Source organism: Streptomyces marianii, assembly GCF_005795905.1.
Classification (GTDB): domain Bacteria; phylum Actinomycetota; class Actinomycetes; order Streptomycetales; family Streptomycetaceae; genus Streptomyces; species Streptomyces marianii.
This window is the reverse complement of the sequence record NZ_VAWE01000001.1, coordinates 6,132,263-6,153,081: the sequence shown is the minus strand read 5'-3', so window position 1 is coordinate 6,153,081 and position 20,819 is coordinate 6,132,263. Positions and strand designations below refer to the sequence as shown.

Below are 20,819 nucleotides of genomic sequence, written 5' to 3'. Positions count from 1 at the left end.
GGCGTCGTGCCGTTCGTATGTCAATGTCTTTCTTCCCCTGAGATAGCTCTGTGGAGAGCTGCTTCAGATTTCAGGATGTTGCCGGAGAAGCCGAGATCCTGCTGGGAGCGAGCACCTCGGACGAGTGGGCACCGAGCTCCAGGAGGTACTCACGAAGGGAATCCTCGGTCATCCCCTCGCGAACGCCGACGTCGGCGCACAGGTACGTCTCACCGGATCTTCCGGTTTCGCGGAATACGGAAGCCGTCCTGACAAGCGGGTGCCGGAGCAGTGCCTCTTCCACCTTCCCGACGTTCGCCGAGACAACGGTGGACCCGCTGGCGTCCTTTAGCGCCACTACCTCTCCTGGTACGGCCTGGGTACGTCTCTTGGTCCAGCAGTCCGGGGAGGTGAGGTTCTCCCTGAGGGCTTCAACGAGCCCGCTCGCAGTGTCGTCCGAGAACACCCTGGAGTTCAGGACCGCGTGGACGTCCAATGCATCCCCGAAACTCAGGATCCGCAGCCCCACGCCTGGGAAGGAGTAGTCGATCTGAGCCTGATACTCGCTCCAGTCCATCTGAGCGAACGAACGACGGCTCACTCGCAACATTTTGCGGTAGTTGATGGTGAGATCGTGCAGGCACCGGGCCCCCCATCCCTCGCTCTGAGCCGCCAGCGACTCATCGAGGAGCTCCGGACTGTCCATCTGGTACATCGCGGTGGCACGGAGCATGGCGGTTCCCACTTCTCTGGGGTACCGCCGCACGTGATCCAGGTCCGCGGGCCTGTTGATCACCACGGGGACGGCAACGACGTACATTCCGACGACGTCGCGATCCGCCGCGCTGCGCAGGTTCACGGGAATGGAGATCTTCAGTCTATCCTGCTGGGTGAACTGGAAGATCGTCATGGCGAAGGCGGCCAGGATCCAGTGGAACTCTGTGCACCCGTGTTGATCGGCCAGCTGCCGCAACGCGGCAAGCTCTTCGTCGGCGAGCGAGAACCTGGAATTCCGGCTCAGCGTGCCGGTGTCCACTCGCGGCCCCAGGGAACCGGTCTGAAACTGAGTGACCGGGGGTACCCCGGAAAGATCGTACGCCTTGGCTCTACGCGTCCGCCGTTCAAGGGCGGCAGCCTGGCGCACCGCAGACTCCACGAACCTCTGGCGCGGCGGACCGGAGGGGACGTGTCCTCTCATGGCTTCTCGATAGATGCTCATAAGATCGCGCATGAGAATCTCGTTGCCGACACCGTCGACCGCTATGTGGGAGAAGCCGGCGACGAACGCATGGACGGTGGGAGCGTACTGAAAGAGTCTGAACCTGAAGGGAAGCGCTCCCGCATCCCACCCCTTCGTCTGCTCACTCGCCACCAAATGCCGGATGTAGCGATTGAACTGGTCCTCTGATCTGCTGAGAACCCTCTCGCACGTGAGCAGGCGGGCTCGGTCCGGCGGGCCCACGACCCGTTGCCGCACCTTCCCGCCAGGTTCCTGAACGATCTCGGTGCGCAGTGCCTCATGCCTGGCCACCAGGACATCGACGCTGTCGATGAACCTGTCGATGACCAGGGCACCTGATATTCGGTACGACGACCAGATCGCCGTACGCAGTTCCGGGTTCCCCTTCATCATGTGATAGTGCTGCAACTGACCGGCAGTCAGCGGGAACCCGTCTTGATCAACGACGTTCATATTCGCCCCCGTGACAGTCGGATGCGAGTGGCTAGCGGGAAAATATTGGGCGGCATGAGGGCCATGGATCGGCCCTCATGCCGCCCAACTAATCAGTTCGGAGTCTTGCCGAACGGCACGACCGTGTCAGAACCACCGACAACGTCGTCCAGCTCGACGTCATCGAGAGCACGGATATCCACCGTCTCGAATTCATCGTTACCCATCTTGGCACCTCCTTTCGTTCGACGAACGCTGACCACCCAAGCAGCCTTACCGAGGGGAAAGCAAGATGCCGGCCGAACTGGCGAAAACTCGTCACTTCCCCTGTCGGAACCACTGCACGCACGCGAGACTCGAACCATGGGACTGTAACCAGCGCGGGACGCCTTCGTGGCACGGACTGCGCGATGGCGAGAACTTGCCACTTGCCTTTCACTCCCGGTAATAGCCAGCTAGCTTATTCCCGTCTTGAAGCTCCCGGGTGTCGCCACAATACGGTTGGAACTTAATGAAGAATAAGTACTCTGTAACGCTGGCTCCCGTAACTCGGGACGACTACGAGATTATTTCGAAGTGGACCTCCTCGAAGACCTGGGTATACGCTTCCGGAATCCAGGCATACATGAGCCCGACCGACGTGGAGACTTTCCTCAATCGCATCGACGACGAGTTTTTGCTTGTCTGCACGGATGACGATCAGGCGATTGGAGTCGTCAGCTGGAAACAGACCGACACTCCGGGCAACTACGTAGTGGGATCCATGATCGGTGACCCCGAAATGTGGGGAGCCGGATTCGGCCTGGAATCTGTGATTCTTCTCGTGGGGATGCTGTTCGATTCACGAAATGCCCATCGGGTTGAGTTCAACTGCGGTGTCTTCAACAGGGGTGCCGTCGAGAATTTCTGCTCCGGAATCATGAAGATCGAAGGTATCCTCAGGGATTACTTCTTTCTTGATGGGCAGTACTACGACGCCCTCATCGGTTCCATACTCAGAGATGAGTACTATGCGCTGAGGGAACCGTCATCCATCATTCCGCCTGCTGAAAAGGCTGCGGCGCGGCTCGTCCTCGACGAGTTCATCAAGCAGAACCCGATACTGCCGTACAGCGAACCGGGCAAGTGAGTTCTGTCCGATGAAGGAGACCAGTATGCAAGACATCGTGAATCCGACCGGTTGCCTTCGGCAGATTTTTCCAGAGGGTGACATAGTTGCCGTCACTGATGATGCTTCACTCGGCTCGGAGGCAGTCGGCTACGGACTGAGGTACGTGCCGATCGACGACGTCCCCACGCTGCCAGCCGGCTCAAATGTCGTCCTTCTCCTCAGTCACCACCTCATCAGCAAGAAGATCAGGATCCTTTTCAAGCACCACAAGGTTCTCGTCGTACCCATAGCCAGCTTTGACGGCACCCCCGAAGCGGCCAGCTACACCCTGAAAATGACCTTGCTGACGGATTACCTCAAGGCAGCCGAGACGGCGACGTACTGGATTGACGGGCTGCGCAGCGGAGCAAAGAAGGTCGTCTTCGGCCCTCCCGCCCCCTCCGGCGAAGACACCGGTGCCACGCGTCTGGTGTGTTCGCTCGGGCCCTCACTCACGGTGGATGCCTGGCCTCGTGCAGAGATCGGTGCCGGCGACTGGGTGAGCATCGGCAGCTGCTGCGAGCTATCCATCACCAAGCAGCCGTCCACCGGTGACGACGTCTTCAGCATGGAGGGGACCGTCCACGCCTCCGGCGTTCTGGCGGCGCGGGATCCACGCTGTACCGAGGTGGGCGACGCACGAATCCGGCGGGCCAACCGACTCCGCGCGGAGATGTCGGACCTCGGCTCGATCACCTTGTCGTTGAAGGACAACGTGCTCACCAGGGTACGTGCGGGAGGCAGGGACTTCACCGAGGAGCTGCTCGACGTAACCAATCCGGATCACGGCCTCCAGGCCCTTGAGCTGGGTATCGGGACCAACCTGGCGCTGCTGCCGAACGTGGACTGGCGCTACAACTCGCAGCTGAACGAGGGCGCGGGCGTCATGCACATCGGCTTCGGTGAAGGCATCACTGGGGCCCACATGGACTTCATCATCCCTGAAGGCGATCACCACTTTCTCCCCTGATCCCGAGTCGTGCATCCGCTCGGCTCGTCAAGTTTGCCACCGAGGAAAGGAGGTGTGAAATGCGGGACGTCAACGTTCAGTCTCAGTCCTGGAACCTCGACGAGGAGCTCGTCTCCGTCGACGAGGCGGAGGAGCTTGAGGAGACTGAGAGCACCGCGTACAGCTTCAGCTACGCGCGAATCTGATCAGTTGGTTCCACAAGCAGGGGGCGGCGTAAGCACATGGGGCTTCGCCGCCCCCGTTCATCGAGGGGCTAGAAAGAGACGCGCATGACGAACGATAACCGTCACATCGTGATCTCCGCGGACTGTCACGCGGGGGCAGACCTCAAGCAGTACCGGGACTATCTGGATCCCGCCTACGTCGAGGATTTCGACGACTGGGCGAAGAACTTCGTGATCCCTTACGAGGACATGAAGGGTCGGAACGCCTCCCGGAACTGGGACTCGTCGCGACGCCTGAGCGAGTTGGAGTCGGACGGGATCGTGGCGGAGGTCATCTACCCGAATACGGTTCCCCCGTTCTTCGCCTCGTCCTCGCTGGCAAGCAGCCAAGGAGCGGTGGCGAGTGCGCGTGACCTGGAGTACCGCTGGGCCGGCCTCAAAGCACACAACAGGTGGCTTCTGGAGTTCTGTCAGGACGCCCCCGGGCGCCGAGCCGGTGTGTTCCAGGTCATGCTGCACGACGTCGACGCGGCCGTGGCGGAGGTGAAATGGGCCCGCGAGGCCGGACTGACGGGCGGCGTCCTGCTGCCGGGCGCACCGCCCGGATCGGGTGTCCCCCCGCTCTACCGTCACTCCTCCTACGACAAGCTGTGGGAAGTCTGCACGGAGCTTGAGGTCCCGGTCAATTGCCATGGCGGCGGCGCGGGCCCACGAACCGGATCGACGCAGCTCGACGACATGTTCTTCCTCCTGGACCTGCGGTGGTGGGACATCAGCAGGTTCCGTCATCTGGTGCTGGGAGGCGTGTTGGAGCGGCACCCGGGGCTGAAGGTCATCCTCACCGAGTCCGGCATCGGCTGGATTCCCAGGGAGCTGCGGAAGATGGATCGCATCTTCGATTCCATGCGCGGCAAGGGCGGCGGCACTGACATGGCGTACGACGCCGACAGCGCGATTGACGACCTTTCCCTGCGGCCGAGCGAGTACTGGCACCGTCAGTGCCACGCAGGTGCCACCTTCATGCATCCCTCCGAGGTCGGAATCCGGGATCAGATCGGCATCGACAAGATTTTGTGGGGGAGCGACTACCCGCACCTGGAAGCCTCGTATCCGTACTCCAAGGCCGCCATTCAGGCAGCGCTCAAAGGCCTTCCGGTCGCCGAGGCGGAGAAGATCCTGTCCGGGAACGCGGCACGTATGTACGGCTTCGATCTCACCCGCCTGCGGGCTGTCGCCGAAGAGGTGGGCCCGGGGCATAACGAGGTGTTCGAGGGAGTGGACCTCTCAGAGCTTCCGGCCGACGCCGCAGGCTGCCCCGCGTTCGCGGGCCTCGTGAGCGGATCCGCGAAGACGCGCATGGGGGACAACCGTGGGGCCGGCAAGTAGGACCAGTGTGTGTGCGAGTGACCTGAGAAGTGAGGCGCTGTGACAGGCGGAAGAGAAGACTCGATCGCCATCGTAGGGATGGCAGGCAGGTTTCCCGGTGCTCGTGATCTGGCCGAGTTCTGGAGCAATCTACAGTCCGGCATTGCGTCGTTGACCGAACTGAGCGACGAACAGCTCCGCCGCGCGGGGGTAGCGAGGCAGTACTTGACGGATCCCGACTACGTCAAGGTCGCCGCGTTGCTCGACGCCTTCGACCTCTTCGAACCCGCCCTGTTCGGCATCACCCCGCGCGAAGCCGAGGCCATGGACCCTCAGTTCCGTGTCCTGCTGGAGGTCTGCCACACCGCCCTTCAGGACGCGGGATACGACCCGGGCACCTTCGGGGGCCGCATCGGCATGTACTCCGGCGCCCGGAACAACGAGTACCTCGGCTACAACGTCCGTGCCAACCCCCGCTTCCTGGCGGCGATGGGTGAGGCACGTGCCCGCATGGCCAATCACGCCGACTTCATGGCGACGAACGTCTCCTTCCGGCTGGGGCTGCGCGGCCCTTCCATCAACAGTGTGACCGCCTGCTCGACTTCTCTTGTCACGGTGCACATGGCGTGCTCTGCGCTGCTGAACGACGAGTGCGACATGGCCATCGCCGGCGGCGTCGAGATCCCCATCCCGATGGCCCTCGGGTACCAGTACAGCGAGGGCTCGGGTTTCCTGGCCGACGACGGAGTCATCCGGCCCTTCGACGCCAAGGCGTCGGGGACCGTGTTCGGGGCCGGCGCCGGCGTCGTGGTCCTGAAGCGGCTGAGCCAGGCCGTCGCCGATCGTGACGCCATTCATGCCGTCATACTCGGTTCGGCGATCAACAACGACGGTGCCAGTAAGTCCGCTTACGCGGCGCCGAGCGAGACCGGCCAGGTAGAGGTCGTGACGGCGGCCCTGCGCCACGCGGCCATCGATCCGAAGTCGGTCGGTTACGTCGAGGGGCACGGCACGGGCACTCTGGTGGGTGATCCCATCGAGGTTGCGGCACTCAACCGGGTCTACGGTGCCGGTCGCCGGGGCAGCCGTGACTGCGGTCTGGGCTCGGTCAAGGGGAACGTGGGGCACCTCGGTGCGGCCGCCGGGATCTGCGGTCTAATCAAGGCCGTGCACAGTGTGCGGGAAGGGGTCATACCCGCCAGTCTGAACTTCAGCGAGCCGAACCCCCGTATTGACTTCGACGGCGGCCCCTTCTACGTGGTGGACGAGACGACGACGTGGCGGGAGTCCCGAACGCCCCGTAGGGCGGGGGTTAGTTCCTTCGGGGTGGGCGGCACCAACGCGCACGTGATCCTGGAGCAGCCGCCCGTGGTCGCCCCCCAGCTGTCCCAACGCCCGTACCACCTGCTCACCTTCTCGGCCCGTACAACAGCCGCCGTCGCGTCCATGGGGAACCAGTTCGGCACGTACCTGAGCGAGACCAAGGACTCCCTGGCCGATATCTCGTACACCCTCACCGAAGGGCGCGCCGGCCATCCGCTGCGGCACGCCCTGGTGGTCGGTGTGAAGGGAGACGCCGTACGGCAGTTGAGCGACGGGCGCCTGAGTGCCTCCGTGCACGCGGTTCCCCGTAGCCTCACGCCGAAGCTCGCCTACCTGATGCCTGGGCAGGGTTCCCAGTACGCGGGCATGGCACGCGGGCTCTACGCCCACGAGCCCGAGTTCGCCGCCGCGATCGACCGGTGCGCGGAGGTACTCCGCGCGTCGCACGGGCTGGACCTCAAGGGCATCCTGTTCGCCGGTGACGCCAGCACAGACGGTCACAGCCGGATCGACCATACGTCGGTCACTCAGCCGACTCTCTTCTCGGTCGAGTACGCGCTCGCCTCCCTCCTGCGGTCCTGGGGCCTCGAACCCAGCGCGATGGTGGGTCACAGCGTCGGGGAGTACGTTGCGGCGACTCTGGCGGGGGTAATGGAGTTCGACGACGCGCTGCGACTCGTCGCCGACCGCGGGGCGCTGGTGGAGTCGTTGCCGGTCGGCTCCATGATGGCGGTCTTCCTCTCAGAGGCCGAGCTCATGCCCTTGCTGACCACCGACGTGGACGTCGCAGCCGTCAACGCCCCGGACATCTGCGTGGTCTCCGGCCCCACCGACGCCATCGAGCGTCTGCGGGAGTCCTTGTCCCGGCGCGGTGTGGGCACCACGCAGCTGCGCACCTCGCACGCCTTCCATTCCCGGATGATGGAGCCCGTGCTGGAGGAGTTCCAGAAGCGGGTCGACCGTGTACGGCTACAGCCACCCGCGATTCCCTTCGTGTCGACCGTGACGGGCGACTGGATCACCGCGCACCAGGCCACGGACCCGGCGTTCTGGGCGCGCCACGTCCGCACGTGCGTCCGTTTCTCTGACGCCGCACGGGTGCTGCTCACGGACGGTGGATATGCCTTCGCGGAGGTGGGCCCCGGACACGCTCTGACGCATCTGATCAGCGACATGGCGAAAAGCGCGCCGGCACCGGTTGTGGTCGCCCCGATGATCAGAGGTGGCCAGGACGAGCGTGACGATGTGCAGGTGCTGCTGGAGGGCGTCGGCACGCTGTGGTCGCACGGTGTCTCCGTGCAGTGGGACCGCTACTGGTCCCGCGAGGAACGCTGCCGGGTCCACGCCCCGACGTACCCCTACGACCGTGATCGGTTCTGGGTGGATCCCGCCGTGCCCGAGGACAGCGCGGGAGACGAGTCCGCCCCCGAGGACAGCGGTCCGTTCTACGTCCCCACATGGACCGAGACGAGTCTTCCGTCCGCGCCCGCCGCCGACGGGGGGAGGGCGGAGGACAAGGGGGGTGCGTGGATCGTGTTCGCCCCACCAGGCGACTCCGTGACCAAGGGGCTGCTCCGGCTGGCGCGGGACGCGTCCCGGGACGTCATCGTCGTAAGCCCTGGCAGGGAGTTCGCGGAGACGGTAGACGGACGCTTCACCATCCGGCCGCGGGAGACCGCCGACTACGCACGGCTGATCACACGCATCCTGGAGGCCGGGCACTCCCGGCTCCACGTCGTGCACGCCTGGCTCCTCAGCGGCTGGCCCTCGCGCACGCGGCAGGCCACGATCCGCACCCTCCTCGACCAGGGCCTGTACAGCCTGCTCGCGGCACTTCAGGAACTCACCGGCCGGGCCTCCGCAAACGGTTTGGAGGTCTCCGTCGTGACGTGCGGCATGCAGGACGTCTTCGGCGAGGGCGACCTGCATCCGGTGAAGGCCGCCGTGCGCGGGCTGATCAAGACCGCGCCTCGTGAGATGGACTCCGTCACCATCCGAGGGATCGACATCGGGACGGGTTCCGCGGACGTCGTCTCCGGCCAGTTGTTCCAGGAGCTCATGTCGGGGGCGGACGAGCGGGAGGTGGCGTACCGCGGTCGCAAAAGGTGGGTGGCCTCCCACTCCCGGATCGAGTTGGACGGAGCGGAGGGCGTTCCGTCCGTCCTGGAGGAGCAGGGCGTCTACGTCATCACGGGTGGCCTCGGTGGTCTCGGCCTGGAGCTCGCCGCGCAGCTGGCGGGACTCGTACGGGCGCGACTGGTGCTGGTGGGGCGGTCAGGGCTGCCGCCCCGCTCGGAGTGGGCCTCGCTCGTCGAGGACTCGCGGGACGAGACGCTGGTCCAGCGGATCCGTGCGGTCCTCGCGTTGGAGGAGGCCGGCGGCCAAGTGATGGTGCGCGCCGGCGACGTCGCGGACGAGGAACGGATGCGCGCGATCCGTGCGGAGGTGATGCGCACGTTCGGCCGCGTGTCCGGCGTCTTCCATCTCGCGGGTGTCGCGGGGGGCGGTCTCATCGAGCTACGCTCGGCCGAGGCCGTCGGACGGGTCGTCACGCCGAAGATCCACGGCACCTACGTCCTTGACCGAGTGTTCCGGCCCGCTCTCTTCGTGCTGTACTCGTCCATCGCGGCCGTCACGGGCGACTACGGTCAGTCCGACTACTCCGGCGCGAACGCGTTCCTCGACGCCTATGCCCAGGCCCAGTGGGGCACTGGTCGCCATGTGGTCTCGATCAACTGGCCACAGTGGTCGGAGACAGGCATGGCCCTGCGCTCGAAGCACGTACTGGACGTCTACGCCGAAGGCGCCATCACCTCCCTCGAAGGAGCCGGGATCCTGCGCTCGATCCTGGCGACCCGCTCGGGCCCGCAGGTGATCGTGAGCCCCGGCGGGTTGCGCAGGCGCGAGAAGCAGGCGGACCGGGTCGCGTCGACGGTGGCCGGCAGCACGCCCACGCTCTCCGTGGGCTCCCTTGTCAAGCGGCAGGTGGAGACGCCCTACGTTCCCCCGAAGAGCAACGTCGAAAAGGCACTGGCTTCGCTGTGGCAACAGGCCGTAGGTGTGGAGCAGATCGGGCTGGACGACGACTTCCAGGAGTTGGGCGGCAGCTCCATCGTCGCTGTCCGCTTGGTCCTCCGCATGTCGGAGCTGTTCCGCGTGGAGCTCTCCGTGGCGGAGGTCTTCCAGTGGCGCACCCTGCGCGTGACCGCCGCCGCCATAGAGGCCGTCATCAAGGAGCGGGGCGGACAGGACGCGCGTCCTTAACGAGCCGTTCGGCCATCACCGCGGCACCGCGCCCGTACGTCGCGGGTGTCAGCCCCTGACAGGGCGCCGGCGTCCGGCCGGAACCGAAGGGACACGACGGCTGGCTCCCCCGTCGTGTCCCTTTTCCATGGGCGGCGGTCTCGATACGCGAGCCGACCCTCTGCAGCGCGACAGGGACCACGGTCCAGGGAGCGCGGGACAGGGCGTGGATCGGGCGGATCTCCAGAGGCCCTGGCATGAAGCCTCTGATGCAGCGGACGCGATCTTCGCGAACCGTTTCCACCAGAGGCTTCATCCGTACCAAGAGACCTTCTCGCGATCAGGTCTCCGCCTGCAGCAGCGTGTGCGCGCGAGCGGAGAGTGCGAGACGGTCGGTCTTGCGGTTGGCGTTGAGCGGCAGCTCATCGAGGTACTCGAAGTGGCGCGGAATCATGTAGCGGGGAAGGAAGGATCCGAGTTCCGCCAGGATGATGGAGCTCGGGTGCTCCTCCCCTACGCAGAACGCCACCAACCGACCGTCGGCGGCCACCGCGACGGCCTCCCGTACTCCGGGGAGGCGCCGCAGCCCCGACTCGATCTCGGCCAGCTCCACTCGTACGCCGCCGATGCTGACCTGGTGGTCGCGCCGGCCGATGTATGCCAGTTCTCCGCCCTCGGTGTGCTGGACCAGGTCGCCCGTCCGGTACCAGCGTTTCCCGTCGTGATCCACGAAGCGGTCGGCGTCGTCGGACGGGTCGAGGTAGCCGCGGAACGTCTGGTCCCCGGTCACGCACAGCTCGCCGGTGCCGTCGTCGCTGTCGTCCGCTCCAAGCAGCAGATACCGGAGGTTCGGGTGGATGGTTCCGATGGGGACGATGCCGTTCACCGCCCGCCCCGGCGAGGTCTCCGGGTCGAAGCGGTGCGCGGTGCACGAGATGGTCAGCTCGGTCGGGCCGTACAGGTTCTCCACGTGTGACCGCGGCGCGGCGTCCTGCCATTGGGCCGCGTCTCGCACCAGCAGGGGTTCGCCGCAGAACAGGCTCCACCGCAGACTCGGGAAGGAGTTGGGCACCATGCCCCGTGCCTGGCGGGCCAGGGAAATCATTCGGGGGGTGGAGAACCAGACGGTGATGCCGTGCCTGGCGATGAACTCGGGGAGGGACACGTAGGCGTGCGGCGGCACGCTGACGACGGTGCCACCACTGCCCCATCCGACGAAGAGGTCGAACATTGCGAGGTCGAAGGTCAGGTCGTATGTCTGGGAGAACACGTCGTCGGGCGTGAAGGCGTACCGATCCTGGACATGGCGCAGGTACGCGACCACACTGGAATGCAGCACCGGCACGCCCTTGGGCCGTCCACTGGATCCGGACGTGAAGAGGATGTACGCGACATCGGTCGGCGATGAGAGGATCGGTTCCTCCAGGGCGGGGCCCATGGGTTCGGCCACCACGCTGACGCCGTCCAGCACATCGGCCAGTGCGGCCAGGGACCGCTGACTCCGCTCATCGACCACAAGGCCGTCGAGCGACGCGGCGGTCACCATGTACCTGAGGCGTTCCGCCGGGAAACTCGGGTTGAGCGGAACTACGGCCGCACCGGTGTACAGCGCGGCCAGCAGTCCCGCGTACGCGTCCTCACTGCGGGCCGCGAGCACCCCCACACGGCGCAGGGGCCGCGGGGCGGCCGACACCAGGCTGCCAGCGAGGGCCAGCGCGCGGTCGTGCAGGCGCCGGTACGTGATGCGCTGTGCGCCGATGCGCAGCGCTTCCGCCTCTTGGTCGTGTTCGAGGCTCCGCAGGAAGCCTTCATAGAGCAGTCGCTGGGGAGATTGGCCAGTCACCATCACGTCACTCCTAAAGTCGGACACTGGTCATTCGCAACTGGTCCGGCTGGACCACCTCGACGAGAACCCACCCGTGGCGTTCCCGGCCCGCTGTGTGGAGCAGAGCGGTCTCGCCCCGCTTGATCGCGCCGGAGGCCAGGGCGGCGTAGAGTTCCAGCCATGCGTCGCAAGGCCCCTTACCTGAGAACTTGTGCGCGTACGGCTCGGTGTCGACACCAAGGGGCATCCCCTCGCCGCAGGCACGGACACCAAGGGCGCCCGTGGGGGCGAGCCTCAGACTGACGGCGGCGAATGCCGGGTTCTCGGTCGTGTCGTCCACATAGGCCGGGTCGTCGACGACGATGACCGTCGCCTCAGCGTCCTCGGGGACGGCCCACGCGAGCAGGTCGAACACGAGCGTGCCGCCTTGCTCCTCAAGGTGGCTGATGCCCACCTCGTCGCCGGGCCAGCCCATGGTGTGCACCGTGGCTGTCAGGGGGGCCACCATCGGATCGAGCAGGGGGCCGGAGCGCACCAGATAGAGCGTGTGCGGCTTCTCCGGTGGGGGGCCGAGTGCGGCCAGAGCCCGTTGGGTGATGAGGAAGTCGCCTGCGTCCGCGGGGTCGTCGACCACAGGCTGTCGTACCTTGATCCGCTCCTCCGGTATGCCCCGCCGGGCGGCGACAAGGTGCGCAACTTGTCGTCGCTGGTGCGTGCGGTGCAACTCGGCCGTTTGCTTCAGCCGAGGACGTGAGCGAACTGTGATCGCGAAGCAATCTATGTACAGCTTGGTCACTAGCCCCTGCTTTCCTCGGAGGCGGACTCCCAGCTGAGGTCTCACGACGACTCCGGTGTGACTTCGACAATCACGACCTGGAAGTAGGCGCCCGGCCCGAGCGCGACGAGCGCGATACGGTCGCCGGGGCGGAGTCGGCCGGTCATGTCAGCGTGCTGGAGGGCAGAGAGCGCGTCGACTCCGTTGTTATGGCCGCGCTCCGGCAACAGGTCCAGACAGATACGTTCCTGCTGGACACCGGTCTCCCGGCAGAAGTTGCGCCAGAAAAGGGCGCTGGACAGGTCCGGCATGATCCAGTCGATGTCCGAGAAGCCGATTCCCGCCCCGTCCGTGGCTTCCCTCAGGGCCGTGGCCAGGTGGCCCACGCAGCTCTGGGAGAAGAGAGTCAGCTCCTTCGTCGTCATCCGGAGGCTCCGATGGAAGCGGCCGTCCCGCAGCGCGCCACCCGACAGATAGCGGTACCGAGGGAAGTCGTTCTCGTCCGAGCTGTGCACGACGACGGCCACGGCGGCATCGCCGGCGACCGTCACGCGCGGCACTATCCTTGCCGCGTCGGCGACGCTGCCGTGGTCCCCGCCGAGTACGAGTACCCGTTCCCCCGGCTGCGCGGCGGGCCGGGAGTGGTAGCGGCGGGCCATTTCCAGGGCGCGCAGCACGGAGACGCAGTTGATCTGGGATACCCCGTAGAACCGCACGTCAGGCAGGTCGAGACTGCTGCGCAGCCGCTGTGCGAACCCGGGGCCGCACGCGAAATCCTGCACGCTCTGCGTGTGTCCGTACAGAATGACGTCGGCACCTCGCTCTCCGAGGGCATCGCGGGCGGCCCCGACGAGGAGTTCCTCCATCGGCTCGCCGGGGGCCAGGGTGGGGCTGTCCCGCAGGCCGTGGAACTTCGCGAACATCCGTCGCTCCAGCAGGCTGGAACCGGCACGCTCCAGGATGCGGTCCACCCGTTCGCTGCCCTTCGGAAGACGTACGGAGACACGAGAAAGCCCGACCACACCGCGCCCAGTTGCTCCGTGCTCCGTGTCTGATGGTGCGGCGACGGTCATGCGAGTCTCTCCGAGGCGGGGCATACGAGGAGGCCCGGGCATGGGTCCGCGCCGCTTCGGAAAGCCGTGGCCGGCTCGTGGTGCACATTGCGGAACGATCCTTGCGCGGTGCCGGGCACGGCGTCAGACCCGGGCCGTCTTGGCAAGATTGGACTCGACGTAGTCCGACAGAGTGCCGACCGTTTCGAAGATCTCCGCCTCCAGCTCTTCCGGGTCGATCTCCAGCCCGACCGAATCCTCCAGAGTCAGCAGCAGGTCCAGCACACTGGACGAATCCACGGCCAGGTCCTCGAAGAGGGATGTGTTCTCGGGCAGTTCGGCTATCTCACGGCCGAGCGCCGAGCCGAGGGCGACTCGTATCTGTTCGACGATGTCCGTACGCTTCAAGGGAATCCGCTCCTCCGTAGGATATGAGCTGCTTCAGCTGGTTCAGAGACCTGCCGCCGAGCGGTCCGCCGGCCGCGGGGCCTCGTCGAGCGAGTCCCAGGCCACCTGGGAAGCCATGTCGCCGGACATCACGAGCTCCTGCCACATGGCCCTCCGCCTGGGTTTGCCGCTCGTCGTGCGCCGCAACGTGCCGTGGGGCACGAGCAGGACCATCACCCGCAGCCCCGGCAGTCGCGCCGCCACGGAGCGCCCCACTCCGGACGCCTCCGCGGCAGTGCAGTCCTCCAAGACGACGACGGCCGCATTGGCCCCCGACAGACTGCCGAGGAGGGCCACAGTCCGCTGCGGCTTGGGCGATGCTGCGACGGCCAGGCCCTGGACGTCCTCCGCGAACAGCCAGCGTCCGTTCACCTTGACGCTGTCACCGGCACGCCCCACCACGTACAGCTCATCGTCGACCATGAATCCCATGTCCCCGGTGCGGTGCTGGTCATCGAGGGCGGTGAGCTCACCCTGTCGGTACCCCGTCGCGAGCGAGTACCCGCGCACGGCGATCTCACCGAACATGCCCTCCGGGAGAGGGCCGCCATCGGCGTCCAGGATGTTCACCCCGACTCCGGTCAGTGTCCTGCCGCAGGAGACGAGCCGGGTGGCCGAGGGAGTGTCGACGGCGGAGATCAGCACGGGCTTGCCGATTTCCAGAGCACTCGTGTCCACAAGCTGTGTGTGGACCACGCGGGGGTCCGGCCGGACGCCCGTCACGGCGAGGGTCGCCTCGGCCATGCCGTAGGCGGGAAGGAGGGCGCTATGGGCCAGGCCGGAAGGGGCGAGAAGCCGGTGGAACGCGCTCAGGACATCCGGGTCGATACGCTCGGCACCGATGATCACGCTCCGCATGCGGCTGAAGTCGAGCTCCTCCAGCTGTTCCGGGCGCACGCGCCGCAGGATGTGACTCAAGGAGAACGCGGCGACGGCGCACGCCGTTGCACCGAACTCCGAGACCTCGCGGAGCCACCGCAACGGGTTGCCAATAAACTCGTGCGGCGACATGTACGACGCCGATACCCCCTTGGCCAGCGGCATCAGCAGACAGCCCACGAGCCCCATGTCGTGGTAGAACGGCAGCCACGACACCACCCGCGAGTCCTTGTCGATGGACAGCCACTCGTGGATACCGAAGAGGTGGGTGTTCAGTGCCGACCACGGAATCTGCACTCCGCGGGGGTCGCCGGTCGAGCCCGAACTGAACTGGACCAGCGCGACCTCGGGCAGATCGGGTGCGCCGTCGTCCATCGGACCGTCCTCCGCCTCAGCCAGCACACGGCATCCGAGCGGACGGGCGAGGCCCTCCAGGAACGGCGCGTAGTCCGCCGTGGCCAGAAAGGCAGCGGGACGTACGGAGTTGATCACGGTCTTCAGGCGGCTCACCATCGCGTCGGGGCCGACCGGTGCAACGATCGCGGGTGTCGCCCCGGCGTGGAGGATTCCGTAGAGGGAGGTGACGAACCCGATCGTGTTCTGTCCGGGTAGAAGCACCACGTCCCCGGACCCGATGCCCTCGCGGTGAAGCCGGTGGGCGTTGCGGCGCACCTGTTCCGCCATGGCAGTGTAGGGGTGCGAGGTCCACGTCCCGTGCCCATCCGAGAAGCGCAGGCTGTGCTCCCGCGGAGGAGCCTCCAGCCAGGACATCATGTGCGGTGTCGAAGCCAGCATCTTCACGAGCCCCTTACTCTCGACGGAAGCGTACGGAGGAGTTCGAGCTGTTCCAGGTGCGTGCGCACGCCTGTGGTCAGAAGGCCCACTTTCGCCAGCGAGGTCACGATCTTCGTGAACATCAGTCGCCGGAAGTCGATCATCTTCTGGTCCTGCAGCGCGTAGTTGGTGCCCGCTTCCACGTCCACGTCCAGACGGGCCCAGATTTCCTCCAGGCGGAACCTGCGGGACATCAGCAGCGCCGCTTCTTTGACGAACTCCTCCCGGTCGGCGCGCTCACGAGAGGTGAGCTCACCGTAGATCTCCTGCAGTGTCAGAAGGCCGAACGCCACATGCCGCGCCTCGTCCTTGGCCACGAGCTGAGTGAGCTGAGCGATGACAGGGTCGAACGACCTGGTGTGCTCGAGCCTGAAGGCGGCCAGGGCCAGCCCTTCGACGATGATCTGCATGCCGAGGAAGACGATGTCCCAACGGCTCTCGGCCACCACCGTGTCCAGCATCCGCTTGAGGGATGGGTTGATGGCGTAGCTGTTCCCGAGCAGATCGACATAGCGTGCATACGCTTCGACATGGCGCGCTTCATCGGTAACCTGACTGGCCGCGAACATCTTGGTGTCCATGTCGGGGGCCATCGTCACGAGACGGCTCGTCGCCAGGAGAGCTCCTTGCTCACCGTGCATGAATTGACTGGTCATCCAGGAGTGGAACTCCCACTGAAAGGCGTCCCACTGCTCGTTCGGTACCGGGCAGGACTCGCTCCACCCCAAAGGCGACTGGGTGTCGATGGAGCCGGTTCGGCTCGGCAGACCGACACCAGCGTCCCAGTCGATGTCCGTAGCGGCATTCCACTGGGCCGCCTTGCCCCTCTCGTACAGTGCCCGGAGACGTTCGTCCGTGGTTCCGTAGTCCCACACAAACCGCGCCTCGGCGCTGCCTGTCTCCCTCGAATCATAGGTGACCGTCACACCTGGCATCCTTTCCGGGCCCGTCCTGATATTCCGTCGTGATATCGCGATACTCACCTGGCGGGAGACAAGACCTCCTACCCGCTGGTCATGTCAGGATTCATTCCGGCTGGGCCGGAATGAGCTCTCTCAAACGGTCGATATCACTCTGCGACGGAACCTTGGCACGCCCCTGAGAGATCACGTCCAAGGTAAAATCCTCCAGGTCACTCACGGTCTCCATGAAGGGCGCCTCCTCGATAACCAGCGAGTCGAACCCAAAGAGCTCCTCCAGGAGGAACGTGAGCTCGACTTGACGTACCGAGTCGTATCCCAATTCGTCCCTGAGTACCTGATCGGGCCGGGCATCCGGAAATACCTGCAGGGGAGAAAGCTCACCCACCAGCTTCCTGATCAGAGTCCGCACCGTGGAATCCAGGCTCTCGCCATGCTCTTCTGTTTCGCTGGTCATCTCGAAGACCTCTTTCCCCGTCTACACTTACCGTGATTTCGGCCTACTTCGTCAAATAGGAGTGCTCGGAGGCACCCACCATCCTAGGTTCGGCTCCCGTTCAAGGAGATCGCATCAGGATTATCAAGTGGCCCTGCGGGGTTGGGAAGCGCAATGGCGAGAAATCGCCATCGCACTGGCCGTGAGCCCTGCAAGAATTATTGTGACTGCACTTCAACCACCCAGAGGTGCTAGGACGCGTGACGCGCCGACCCGGCTTCCGGAACCGGGCCGACCGAGATGCCCACAACGAGTTGTGAGTTGGTGGACCAACCTTGATTCGCTTGCAGACCACGGAGTCACGCCGTCTGATGTCGCTGGCCCGTACGACACCTGACCGCCCCGCGCTAAGTGTGGAGAACGCGGCCGGGGATTGGGTCGGCTACACGGCCGCGGAGCTGTACGAGAGAGTCACGGCGACGGCCGCCTACGCGCTGGCCGCCGGTCTGGAACGAGGGCGACACACCCTCATAGCGCTACCCAACGGCGAAGGGCTCGTCCGGGCCGTCCTGGCGTCGTGGATGCTCGGCTGCACGCCAATAATCATTCCTCCGCACGCGACGGACGCGGAGAAGCAGGCCCTGTCCAAGGGCCTTGGCGAGGTTGTCGCAGAGGCGTTCCCGTGGAGTGAGTACAGGCTCGTCGCCGCGCTGGAGCCGGACGGGTCACGGCCGGCGTTCTCACTTCGGGGTCTGGAGCCGAGCGTCACCTGGTACCTGCCGACCGGCGGCACCACAGGGCTGCCCACCTTGTTCCCCGTCAGTCCCCGACCGAGTACGGCGCTCACCGGTGCCCGTCGGCTCATGGAGAACGCCGGCTGGTCCCCCGGAGCCGTGCAGCTCTCCATCGGACCGCTCACCCACGCGGCACCGCTCATGATGTGCCTGGCCGGCATCGGAGGCGGTTCCCACGTGGTGATGCCCCGCAGGCTCGATCCGGTCTCCCTGAAGTCCGCGATCGAACGCTTCGCCCCGACGTGGTGCCAGCTGACGCCTCACCAAATGGCGCTGATAGACGCCAACCAGAGCCTTTGGGACGCTCTCTGCTCGTCGCTCACCGGGATGCTGCACACCTCCGCACCATGCCCGGAGGGGGTGAAGCGGCGATGGATCGCGCGGCTCGGGGGAAAACAGGTGCATGAGACGTACAGCTCTACCCAAGCGGTGGGCACGACGATCTGCGACGGCGACGAATGGCTGGCACACCCGGGCACCGTGGGCAGGCCCTTCCTGTCCAACCAGGTCCTGATAGCCGACGATGAGGGCCGCCCGCTGCCGCCGGGCGAAGTCGGCGAGGTGTTCATGAGGAGCGAGTGGACCGAAGTGTTCGCGAGCGACGATCCTCAGAGACTGCGCAGCGGCAGCGACGACTTCCTCAGTGTCGGCGACCTCGGATACACGGACAGCGACGGCTACCTGTATCTCACAGGCCGACTTAACGACGTCATCCTCGTAGGCGGAGCAAACGTCAGCACGCGCGAGGTCGAAAGCGTGTTGCTGACCCATCCCGACATTTCCGAGGTCGTGGTCGTCAAGCGCCCGGACCCGCTGCTGGGCGACGTCATCCACGCGGTGATCGTCCCGTCCGACCTCAAGAATCCTCCTGGCATCGAGGGGGTACGGGAGCATTGCCGCGGCAAGATCTCCCCGTACAAGATCCCCCTAACAGTCGATGTCGTCGAAATGCTTCCGCGCTCCCACTCCGAAAAAGTCGAGCGATTCTTTCGCCCATGAATTATAGACCTCGCCCGGCGTATGTCCAGAACCACAGAGGAGACGGAAATCAATGCCGACCGAACGCGTACTCGTAGACGAGGAAATACTGTCCAGGCTGTTGGACATTGCTTACGACGTACTCGGGATCGAGTGCGACCCGCAGGGCAATTTCTTCGAATACGGCGATTCACTGGCGGCCACACAGATGTGCTCCCTGGCGACCAACCGGCATGGCTGGAATATTACCGCCCGGGATGTCTTCGCATGGGAGTCATTCACCCTCCTGGCCGGCGCGATCGAGCGCGACGAGGCCGAGCGAGAGGCGCTTGAGCGAAAGAGGGAAACATGAGAATCGGCGTGGACATACTCGAAAAGGCTCGGTTCGAGCGCATCGCCGCAAAGGATCGATGGATCCGCGCACTCTTCACGGAACGGGAACTCGAACCCATCAGTGCTTATAGCCCCGGTCGGACCAGTGAATACCTGGCGGGGAGGTTCAGCGCCAAGGAGGCCATCGCAAAGGTTCTCGGCGTTGGGTTCCTGGGCAGGATGAAATGGCGCGACATCGAAGTATTGCGTTTGTCGCCCAGCGGAAAACCCTATGTCCTGCTGCATCGTTTCGCCCGCACTCGCGCCAACGAGCTCAAGGTCGGGACGGTAGAGGTGTCCATCTCCCACCAGCCAACGGTGGTCGTCGCCTTCGCCGTTGGTCAACGCGCGTGCGCATGCGGTCAGCACGGTGAATCCCGACATGGCCTGGCCGGCTGGTCGCGTACGGGCCCGTCGGACGCGCGGCCTGCCCCTGACACATCGAGCGGGGTTCCCGGTGGGGAACCGCGCTCGGCCAGGAGCTCCATCAGTGAAGTCTTCTCGGCAACGTGACGGTTGCGGTGTGTGATGGTGCCGGGCGGCGGGATGGTGACTCGGCGTCAGACATGAGTGAAGCCCCTGGTAGGAACGGGTCTGCGAAGATCACGTTCCGTACAACCAGAGGCTCCACGTGCCCTCCAGTATCACCTACACCGCCGTGCTCGATGTCCGCAGGGCGACCGCCGAGCATCTCGCGAAGCTACTGCGCGGGCACCGCGAGCAGCTCGGGACCCGCAAGGGCACTCGAGCGCTGGGCGTCTTCAAACAGGCGGTACTCGTGCTGCGCTGGTTCGTCGACGGTACCCGGCTGGTCCAGCTCGCCCGGGACAACGGCATCTCGGTACCGACCGCCTACCGCTACCTGCACGAAGGACTGACCGTGCTCGCCGATCATGCGCCCGATCTGTCCACCGCGCTGGAGCGGGCGGTGGCGGCCGGGTACACCCATCTCAACCTAGACGGCACGGTCATCCGCACCGACCGGGTGGCCGCCGCCGGCCCCAACGGCGCGGACCTGTGGTGGTCGGGCAAGCACAAGCATCACGGAGGAAACGTGCAGGTCATCGCCGCCCCGGACGGCTGGCCGATCTGGGTCTCCCCGGTCCGCCCGGGCCGCGAGCACGACACCACCTGCGCACGGGCCCACGGCCTCGTCGACGCCCTGAACCGGCTCGCCGCCACCCTGGGCATCCCGACCCTGACCGACCTCGGCTACGAGAACGCCGGGCCCGGCTTCCGCCACCCGGTCAAGAAGCCCAAGGGCGGTGAACTCGCCGAGCCCGACCAGGCGTTCAACGCCGTGGTCCGAGGCGTCCACGCTGTCGCCGAACGCGCCAACGCCCTGCTGAAGGTCACTTTCAAGGCCCTGCGCAGGGTCAGCCTCGACCCCGCGGCCATCACCCGCATCGCCCGAGCCGCCCTCGTCCTGCTCCAGCTCGAACACGGCCGCACTGCCTGAACGAAGATCACAAACCGTCACGAGACGTTACCGAGAAGAGTTCAGTCTGCAGAGACTGGCACCCCCGACGCTACGGGGCCAAACCCCACGGTCTTGATTTCACCCCAGTCCATGGAACCAGCGATTGAAAGCCTGGCCTCACCCGCTCCGGACACCTACGATGTTTCGGGGTATGCCTCAAC

Annotated in this window: 17 protein-coding genes; 9 read left to right on the top strand and 8 right to left on the bottom strand. The window is 65.5% G+C overall.

Features of this window, described 5'->3' with window-relative positions; genetic code table 11:
• Positions 1 to 70 precede the first annotated feature (70 nt).
• On the bottom strand, positions 71 to 1,672 hold the full coding sequence (locus tag FEF34_RS28005; RefSeq protein ID WP_138055626.1) for a condensation domain-containing protein: 1,602 nt from the start codon (positions 1,670 to 1,672) through the stop codon (positions 71 to 73).
• A gap of 490 nt (positions 1,673 to 2,162) precedes the next feature.
• Here FEF34_RS28005 and FEF34_RS28000 point away from each other — a divergent pair, with 490 nt between their 5' ends.
• The 5 genes from FEF34_RS28000 to FEF34_RS27985 all read left to right on the top strand — a co-directional run bounded on the left by FEF34_RS28000 (position 2,163) and on the right by FEF34_RS27985 (position 9,887).
• Entirely contained in the window at positions 2,163 to 2,780 is a 618-nt protein-coding gene (locus tag FEF34_RS28000; RefSeq protein ID WP_138055624.1) for a GNAT family N-acetyltransferase, read from the top strand.
• A gap of 25 nt (positions 2,781 to 2,805) precedes the next feature.
• Positions 2,806 to 3,771 carry a hypothetical protein gene (locus tag FEF34_RS27995; protein ID WP_138055622.1) on the top strand — a complete coding sequence of 322 codons (966 nt, stop codon included), beginning with the start codon at positions 2,806 to 2,808 and terminating at the stop codon, positions 3,769 to 3,771.
• Between the two features lie 59 nt (positions 3,772 to 3,830).
• Entirely contained in the window at positions 3,831 to 3,956 is a 126-nt protein-coding gene (locus FEF34_RS43765) for a hypothetical protein (protein ID WP_267905271.1), read from the top strand.
• Positions 3,957 to 4,040: 84 nt separating this feature from the next.
• A complete protein-coding gene (locus tag FEF34_RS27990) occupies positions 4,041 to 5,321 on the top strand; it encodes an amidohydrolase family protein (RefSeq protein ID WP_138055620.1) in 1,281 nt (426 codons plus the stop codon).
• A gap of 39 nt (positions 5,322 to 5,360) precedes the next feature.
• A complete protein-coding gene (locus FEF34_RS27985; protein WP_267905270.1) occupies positions 5,361 to 9,887 on the top strand; it encodes a type I polyketide synthase in 4,527 nt (1,508 codons plus the stop codon).
• A gap of 319 nt (positions 9,888 to 10,206) precedes the next feature.
• Here FEF34_RS27985 and FEF34_RS27980 read toward each other — a convergent pair whose 3' ends face one another.
• From FEF34_RS27980 to FEF34_RS27950, 7 genes are all read right to left on the bottom strand, one after another.
• Positions 10,207 to 11,712: an amino acid adenylation domain-containing protein gene (locus FEF34_RS27980; protein WP_138055616.1), complete on the bottom strand. Its 1,506-nt coding sequence runs from the start codon at positions 11,710 to 11,712 to the stop codon at positions 10,207 to 10,209.
• A 10-nt stretch (positions 11,713 to 11,722) separates the two neighbouring features.
• On the bottom strand, positions 11,723 to 12,325 hold the full coding sequence (locus FEF34_RS27975; RefSeq protein ID WP_138055614.1) for a hypothetical protein: 603 nt from the start codon (positions 12,323 to 12,325) through the stop codon (positions 11,723 to 11,725).
• A 203-nt stretch (positions 12,326 to 12,528) separates the two neighbouring features.
• Positions 12,529 to 13,539: a 3-oxoacyl-[acyl-carrier-protein] synthase III C-terminal domain-containing protein gene (locus FEF34_RS27970; protein WP_138055612.1), complete on the bottom strand. Its 1,011-nt coding sequence runs from the start codon at positions 13,537 to 13,539 to the stop codon at positions 12,529 to 12,531.
• A gap of 123 nt (positions 13,540 to 13,662) precedes the next feature.
• Positions 13,663 to 13,926: an acyl carrier protein gene (locus tag FEF34_RS27965; RefSeq protein ID WP_138055611.1), complete on the bottom strand. Its 264-nt coding sequence runs from the start codon at positions 13,924 to 13,926 to the stop codon at positions 13,663 to 13,665.
• Positions 13,927 to 13,968: 42 nt separating this feature from the next.
• Entirely contained in the window at positions 13,969 to 15,639 is a 1,671-nt protein-coding gene (locus FEF34_RS27960; RefSeq protein WP_138055610.1) for an AMP-binding protein, read from the bottom strand.
• Between the two features lie 2 nt (positions 15,640 to 15,641).
• A complete protein-coding gene (locus tag FEF34_RS27955; RefSeq protein WP_234042587.1) occupies positions 15,642 to 16,604 on the bottom strand; it encodes a ferritin-like domain-containing protein in 963 nt (320 codons plus the stop codon).
• Between the two features lie 100 nt (positions 16,605 to 16,704).
• Positions 16,705 to 17,055, bottom strand: coding sequence for an acyl carrier protein (locus FEF34_RS27950; protein ID WP_138055608.1), 351 nt, complete (start codon positions 17,053 to 17,055; stop codon positions 16,705 to 16,707).
• Positions 17,056 to 17,378: 323 nt separating this feature from the next.
• Between FEF34_RS27950 and FEF34_RS27945 the strand changes: the two genes are divergently transcribed.
• From FEF34_RS27945 to FEF34_RS27930, 4 genes are all read left to right on the top strand, one after another.
• Positions 17,379 to 18,827 carry a class I adenylate-forming enzyme family protein gene (locus FEF34_RS27945; protein WP_138055606.1) on the top strand — a complete coding sequence of 483 codons (1,449 nt, stop codon included), beginning with the start codon at positions 17,379 to 17,381 and terminating at the stop codon, positions 18,825 to 18,827.
• A 52-nt stretch (positions 18,828 to 18,879) separates the two neighbouring features.
• Positions 18,880 to 19,158 carry an acyl carrier protein gene (locus FEF34_RS27940; RefSeq protein WP_138055605.1) on the top strand — a complete coding sequence of 93 codons (279 nt, stop codon included), beginning with the start codon at positions 18,880 to 18,882 and terminating at the stop codon, positions 19,156 to 19,158.
• A gap of 8 nt (positions 19,159 to 19,166) precedes the next feature.
• Entirely contained in the window at positions 19,167 to 19,691 is a 525-nt protein-coding gene (locus tag FEF34_RS27935) for a holo-ACP synthase (RefSeq protein ID WP_171053117.1), read from the top strand.
• A gap of 118 nt (positions 19,692 to 19,809) precedes the next feature.
• On the top strand, positions 19,810 to 20,637 hold the full coding sequence (locus tag FEF34_RS27930; RefSeq protein ID WP_138055586.1) for an HARBI1 family protein: 828 nt from the start codon (positions 19,810 to 19,812) through the stop codon (positions 20,635 to 20,637).
• The last annotated feature ends 182 nt before the right edge of the window (positions 20,638 to 20,819 follow it).

Excerpts from the sequence above, each read along its gene's own strand:
- FEF34_RS28005 (WP_138055626.1), bottom strand. The coding sequence starts at position 1,672 with ATGAACGTCGTTGATCAAGACGGGTTCCCGCTGACTGCCGGTCAGTTG.
- FEF34_RS28000 (WP_138055624.1), top strand. The coding sequence starts at position 2,163 with ATGAAGAATAAGTACTCTGTAACGCTGGCTCCCGTAACTCGGGACGAC.
- FEF34_RS27995 (WP_138055622.1), top strand. The coding sequence starts at position 2,806 with ATGCAAGACATCGTGAATCCGACCGGTTGCCTTCGGCAGATTTTTCCA.
- FEF34_RS43765 (WP_267905271.1), top strand. The coding sequence starts at position 3,831 with ATGCGGGACGTCAACGTTCAGTCTCAGTCCTGGAACCTCGACGAGGAG.
- FEF34_RS27990 (WP_138055620.1), top strand. The coding sequence starts at position 4,041 with ATGACGAACGATAACCGTCACATCGTGATCTCCGCGGACTGTCACGCG.
- FEF34_RS27980 (WP_138055616.1), bottom strand. The coding sequence starts at position 11,712 with ATGGTGACTGGCCAATCTCCCCAGCGACTGCTCTATGAAGGCTTCCTG.
- FEF34_RS27970 (WP_138055612.1), bottom strand. The coding sequence starts at position 13,539 with ATGACCGTCGCCGCACCATCAGACACGGAGCACGGAGCAACTGGGCGC.
- FEF34_RS27960 (WP_138055610.1), bottom strand. The coding sequence starts at position 15,639 with ATGCTGGCTTCGACACCGCACATGATGTCCTGGCTGGAGGCTCCTCCG.
- FEF34_RS27950 (WP_138055608.1), bottom strand. The coding sequence starts at position 17,055 with ATGACCAGCGAAACAGAAGAGCATGGCGAGAGCCTGGATTCCACGGTG.
- FEF34_RS27940 (WP_138055605.1), top strand. The coding sequence starts at position 18,880 with ATGCCGACCGAACGCGTACTCGTAGACGAGGAAATACTGTCCAGGCTG.